The sequence below is a fragment of the Providencia sp. wls1922 genome (assembly GCF_009706505.1).
GTDB classification, from domain to species: domain Bacteria; phylum Pseudomonadota; class Gammaproteobacteria; order Enterobacterales; family Enterobacteriaceae; genus Providencia; species Providencia lanzhouensis.
In genome coordinates, this window is the sequence record NZ_WLUG01000079.1 from 1 (window position 1) to 6,205 (window position 6,205).

Below are 6,205 nucleotides of genomic sequence, written 5' to 3' on the forward strand. Positions count from 1 at the left end.
TGTGACCATCTAAAAACTAGTTATCAGACTCTAAAAGTATTTAGTACTCGCCAATTTTTTTTTCTTGCAAACACACACCATACGCAAAATGGAATTTTGATAGTATTTATTTGATAAATATTAAGTTTATTTTTAATTGTTATGGCTATGTAAACATAGAACTGATGCATTTCTGCATCATTCTGATGACGAATTGATGCAGGATATAAAATGTTGAAACTTTATATATCCTATGGGTAAGTATGAAATAAATGGTTGCACATCATATGTGATATAGAGCGTTAAACTGTAACTACTGTTCTCACGCATCAAACTGATGCGCTGCTGATGCATCAATGCATCAACTTTTTCGTGTAAACCTATGTCAATTGATGTTCAAAATTAATAACTGTGCTTATTTTAAGTTTAAATTTTGGCTGAATATGACCAGATATTAAAATACAAAAAATAGAATTTGATGGGTTAAATATCTTCAAAAAAATTCGTTTTCAATAGAGGAGCGTTTATAATAATTTTTTTGAATATTTAACCAAAATGATGAACTGCTACCGAGAGTCATTGATAGACGTTTCGCAATTGGTAATGTAATGATTAGATTACCATTAACGAGCTGTTCAGTTTCAAATACATTCATTTCTAACTTTTCAGCTAAAATATCAATGCTTAGGTTCAGTTCATTCAAAGTTTCAGTGATTAATTCACCTACGTGAGGTGGTTTGTACATTCTCATCTATTGTAACCTTCTATCGATTTTTAAAGAGATATAGCCTCTATTTATCACGAAAATCAAATGTGTGTATCGTTAACTCTTCTGCTTATTTTAAATAGTACTACCGTCCTCGTTTTACTCGGTTGGTAAAATCGTTGAACACCACAAAACAAGTTTGTGCTTTTCAACGATTTCAGGTCAGTTTTTCAGCCAACTCTGACGATGTTAAAAATACACTTAACGGCAACAAAAACCGTTATAAACTTTCAGGATAGATTTGGATGTTATGGGGTGTGTTTGGTGCTTAAAATCAGGTTGAGGCGTTTTGATGGTGTTAAAAAGGCTGCTTTGAGGTGTAAACTCGCCCGTTTAACATAATGGGCCAGTCACGCATCAAAGCTTCAAGAGCTAGTAAAAACGCGCATCTAAGGCGTACTCACTTCTTACTCAAAATTAGCCTGTACAACATTCAACATGAGCAATAAATCGAACAGGCTATTTACCGCACTCTTATTACTATTCGCTGAGCGTACACAATCCCACATCATCGAATCATCGGTGCAAAAATCACCACAGCAGTCAGCGGAAATATCATCATCAAGCAATCCAAGTGGTAGCCATACAAAGGGCTGATCTCTCAAAGCGTTTGGAACTGTCGAACCACATGAATTACAAAAGTCATTTCGATATCCACTTTCCTTTTTCCACGAGGAAATGAAACTACTCGAAGTTTGCCAATCAAAATCTTCAATTTTCACTATGGTGGCTAAATTATGACCAACTCCAGATTGCCTTCGGCATAGTGAACAGTGACATCTATAAAATTTCTCGGGCTGATTTTTTATCGTAAATTTCACTGAGCCACACAAACATGAACCACTAATCAAAGGAATCACCATAAAAATAAAAAAGTGTATTTACTACTATAATACCATCTGTTACGCAGTTCCTGAAAGGTGTCAATGATGCTGATATAGGGGTCAGTTTGGATATAGAAAATTATTGTACGGTAAGCCTGTTTTTTGAACAGGTTTCACCTATCTCAATGAGGTGTACTTCTGCGCTATACGGCGTTTTCCGTGGATTTTGTCTAATCGGATAACCTAAATGCGATACGGAATACGCGCTAATTTAAAAGCGATAGCCACTAGCACTAAATCAATCCCTTACGGGTTGATTTGGTTAAATAGTGCGCTAAACGTACAAGATTTTCCGATCTCCAAACTGACCCCCAATAGTGTAGGCTTAAATTCCATTGCTTTTTTCTTAGTTGGATGAATCCTAATCTTTAGTTTTTCACCTATGTTTAACTTTCCTTCAACTTTACGGATAAAGGGATTCCAACTCTCATACGATTTAAAGTCAGTCAGTACCTGCCAAACTTATTCCGGTGTCGCATTAATATCAATATGTGTAGTTATCTTTAAAGAAAGCATAATTTACCTCTGGTATCTAGAATGGCGATTCTCTGCTTATAAGCATAATTTAGTAGGGTTATTTTTTGCTGACAGTAATCCTCTTTATGGCAGACACATTTTCAAATATCTCATCAGGTGACAGTTTCTTTAAAAGTTTTTCTGAACTGTAACCCCATAAAACTGCACCGAAAGCAATTCCTACCGTTCTAGCTGCTTCATAATCGGTAATCTGATCACCAATATAGATAGTTTCTGATGGTTTAAAGTCTGCTTTTTTTAAAAGCTGCTTTAACCTAGATGCTTTTCCAAAAAAAGATGCACCGCATTCAAAGTAACTAAAGTATCGGCAGCTTGAACCAAGAACACTGGTCACATTTTCGTATCCATTTGAAGAAACTAATCCTACTGTAATTCCATGTTCATTAAGGTGTGCAAGCATTTCATCTGTATGATCAAATAGAGGAATCTTTGAAGAATTTACCTTCATAAGTTTTATAAAACTCTGAGTAATCGCAGGTAGTTTCCATACTGGTATCCCAAGATTTTTCATTATCTCTCGGGAAGATATTTCCCTAAAAGATTCAACCTCATCTAAATAAATCTTCTTGAAAGAATGCATGTCAGCTAGATGATTTATAGTTGAAACAAAGAAAGGAAAGGAATCTGCTAAGGTTCCATCAAAATCGAAAATAACCAACTTATATACTCTAGTTGGATAAGTTTGTGAGAATACCATTTACTCTACTTACTCCATATAAAATATTTTAAAATCATAAATTTAATGACCACCCCAAATTATGGGGTAGCCATACTACTTTGATTATTTGAATAGAGGTAAGCATGTACTAAGCACAACGCATTAAAGCTGATACTGCTTTTTCTAAAAATTGCAAAGTGGTAGGTTTGAGCCAGGTTCCCTCGGCAAGACTTGGTTCATTTTGCATGGCATTGCGAATCTTCGCATGTGTCGCCGGATTTTTGCCTGCGTAACCTTGCAACATGGAGAGCCATTGCTGTGCTAAACATTTTGCTTGTTCACTGTCAGGTTCAATCCCAGCATGAATGGCCTTCTCCAATCCGATCAATAACTGGGGCCAATTTTTCATCTCACGTGCATAATTTTGCTTCATAAAAGCAAATTCCTGCTCGGATAAATAACGTGCAAAAACGTTCAGCTTACTCTCGGCAAATGCTTCAAGTAGAAACTCAACCACTTCCGGATGCACACCCAATTTTTCCTGAAATGCCGATTCAGCTGAATGCATGCTATTCAATTTAACCAACCATTCAGGATTAGCAGCCGTATTCTGTTCGAGAGTCAGCATCCAGCGTGAAGCCAGGTTTTGGGCAGTTTCACTACTAGAAGATTCTCCGGCCTTAAAGAGTGCATTCGCTTCGACGACAAGCGCTTCCCATTCTTTTTGTTGTTTACTGTCTGCCTGTAAAAAAGTCAGATCTGCAAGTTCCTCTTTTGTAAAATATTGTTCGTACATAGACATAAGCTCCAGTGTTTTTAGCCAATTGTCCAGTTCCAGCTCTTCACCATTCATCAGTTGATTTTTGAGACTGCTCAAACGATAGCGCAGTTGAGTCTGCTTAATGATCATCTGATCGATTGCCTGAATCTGCCGATCAATTAATGGGGCGAGTGCCAAGTTTGGACTATTAAGAACCGCGCCAATTTCTGCCAATGTCATTCCAAGCCCTCGCAATGCCTGAATTTGGTATAAGCGAGTAATATCTTGACGGCTGTAAAGTCGGTAACCGGCGTCGGAGCGGGCCGAAGGCTGAAGTAAACCGATATCATCATAGTGATGAAGGGTGCGAATAGTTAACCCTGTCCGCTTAGCCAGTTCACCGACTTGTAATAACATCTTTTGACTCCTTTATTCCTTAGGCGTGTCTTATGCTAGAGGCTAACGTTACGTTAGGGTCAAGTATCTAAGCTATAAAAAATATTTATGGCAAATAATTTACATTTCTAATGTTTTATTTATTTAGGTAGTAGAATTTTTTATATTCCAAAAATTTCGACTCCATTTAACATAATGATGCTTAAGCGTAACGCCATTTAGGCACTCAACCTAAAATTCCCCTCAAATGCTCAAAACTCCCTATCTTCTCCCCGTAAAAAGCCCCATTTTTGTGTTAGTTATTTGTTATCAAAAGGACAGTTTGGGTTTCGCGGTGAAAATGGTATCAAACGGCTATTTTTTCCAGAATTGCCATGATTTTTTGGCGGGCACAGGTCTAGCTTGTTCGGGTGTTGTCGGCAGCTTGGATTCGATTAATAGCATAGCTTGACGTATATCATCTAAATTTTTTGAAAGTAACTCTTTTTCAGCTTTTAAGTGTGCATTTTCTTGTTCAAGAAGTTGAAGTTTAATCTGTAGTGACTGTGTAGTGTTGGGTGTTTCTTGCTGTAGTTTTGATACATTAGTGACACCGTCACAGTCTGTAGTTGGAGAATTGCTTATTTTACCAAATACTCTAATTAACTCAGATGTTTCAATGCTTTTATTTCCTGTATTTTGATCTGTAGTCGTAGACAGTTTCCCTTGTTTTATGTACTTGTGTAGTGTGCTTCTTGCTTTTCCTGTCAGCCTTGCCGCTTCACTGATTGATACCAAAGCCATAATCAATCCTCTAACATCATTTTTATTTGTTGATCTTCTTTGAAGTGAAAGTGTAGCGCAAAAACACTCCTGCCTTTTTTTACTGTATCAACTGTTACAGATAGATTGCTTTTTTGGTTTAACTCTTTTATTGCTGGTTTTATTACCCATTGATTCAGTGATTTGAAGGTGGCGTATTTTTTTTCGTCCAAACCTAGCATCGAGCGAAAATCATTAATGCTGATCAATCGATCGCCAATCACTTTAAATTGCATTAATAACTCATATAAACGAATGCTATAGACACTTTTTAGTGTTGATACATTTTTGATCACAATTTTAGTAAATTGACCTTGAAGCTGAGTTAAGTAGGGCATTATGGAATCAGCAAAAACAATTTCTATTTTTCCCTCACCCTCAAAATATTCTGCTTCTTCTTGGATCCAGCGAATACGTCGTCTTTCATTATTGTTTTGTATATATATCCAACGTTCAGCGAGCTTATCTATAGCTTCTTTTAAATGTCGTTCTGCATTACTTTTTCCCATATCAGGAAATGCTAGATAGAAATCGCCAGATGTAATTTTGAATGTTTTTTGAGGAGTTTTATCCAGAGGGTTTAACTTTCCAATACACATCAATAGCAAGCGCTGTTCCTGTAAAGTTAGTTTGTAACTAGCTTCAATCAAAGCATTGGATTTATATGCTATTAGCTCAGACATGTCGCTTCCTACTTAATGGGATAGGCAAAAAAGTAGTCTATCCCTAAATTAAAGGCAAGTCTTTTATTTTTTCTATGCCTAATTTGTGAGTATTACCGTAAATTTCTATGCCTATTACCGTAAATTTCTATACCTATTACCGTAAATTTCTATGCCTATTACCGTAAATTTCTATGCCTATATGTGTTTTAATTCTTATTAATCAAAGAAATAAATAACCGTAAAACAAGAATTAAAAACAAAAAACAATTAAAAAAGAAAACCACTGTGGATAACTCAGAAAAATCTGTCAGATACATCACGTTTTTCGGTAATTAAAAGGATGTCGCAAACAACGTTTGCTCCTTTTTTTAAAAAAAAACCTAAAGCACCTCTATAGCTCCATCGCCTTGTTCGAGCAACACACCACACCTTTCTTTTGTCTCCGACCATCCAGCTACTGAGTCGCTGTTTTTTCCGTGTAATTTAATTCGCTACGCTCACAGCTCATCCAGTTCGTGATGGTTTAAACGCTCTGTAGTGGGTTTTAAGCAAAAGTAATCACAAAACTAAATTACCCTTAGCCACGATGTTTAAATTAAACAGAGAGCATTACAGAAACATTTACGGGGGAGGGGGGGGAGTGAACTACTTGATAACAATTACGCATATTGTCGCGTATGTAATTAAAATTTCTTTTGTGACCATCTAAAAACTAGTTATCAGACTCTAAAAGTATTTAGTACTCGCCAATTTTTTTTT

Annotated in this window: 6 protein-coding genes; all 6 read right to left on the minus strand. The window is 36.3% G+C overall.

Annotated elements, in window-relative coordinates:
• Window positions 1-472: 472 nt before the first annotated feature.
• Complete coding sequence (locus GKR71_RS07815; RefSeq protein WP_064506217.1) at window positions 473-730, minus strand: HigA family addiction module antitoxin; 258 nt, start codon at window positions 728-730, stop codon at window positions 473-475.
• 422 nt (window positions 731-1,152) lie between these two features.
• The gene (locus tag GKR71_RS07820) at window positions 1,153-1,608 is read right to left on the minus strand and encodes a GFA family protein (RefSeq protein ID WP_228677541.1); all 456 of its coding nucleotides are present in this window, start codon (window positions 1,606-1,608) and stop codon (window positions 1,153-1,155) included.
• A 595-nt stretch (window positions 1,609-2,203) separates the two neighbouring features.
• The gene (locus tag GKR71_RS07825; RefSeq protein WP_044111716.1) at window positions 2,204-2,863 is read right to left on the minus strand and encodes an HAD-IA family hydrolase; all 660 of its coding nucleotides are present in this window, start codon (window positions 2,861-2,863) and stop codon (window positions 2,204-2,206) included.
• Between the two features lie 109 nt (window positions 2,864-2,972).
• Window positions 2,973-4,001 carry a MerR family transcriptional regulator gene (locus tag GKR71_RS07830; protein WP_044111719.1) on the minus strand — a complete coding sequence of 343 codons (1,029 nt, stop codon included), beginning with the start codon at window positions 3,999-4,001 and terminating at the stop codon, window positions 2,973-2,975.
• A 333-nt stretch (window positions 4,002-4,334) separates the two neighbouring features.
• The gene (locus tag GKR71_RS07835) at window positions 4,335-4,763 is read right to left on the minus strand and encodes a hypothetical protein (RefSeq protein WP_044111721.1); all 429 of its coding nucleotides are present in this window, start codon (window positions 4,761-4,763) and stop codon (window positions 4,335-4,337) included.
• A gap of 2 nt (window positions 4,764-4,765) precedes the next feature.
• Window positions 4,766-5,464, minus strand: coding sequence for a replication initiation protein (locus GKR71_RS07840; RefSeq protein ID WP_044111722.1), 699 nt, complete (start codon window positions 5,462-5,464; stop codon window positions 4,766-4,768).
• Between the last annotated feature and the right edge of the window lie 741 nt (window positions 5,465-6,205).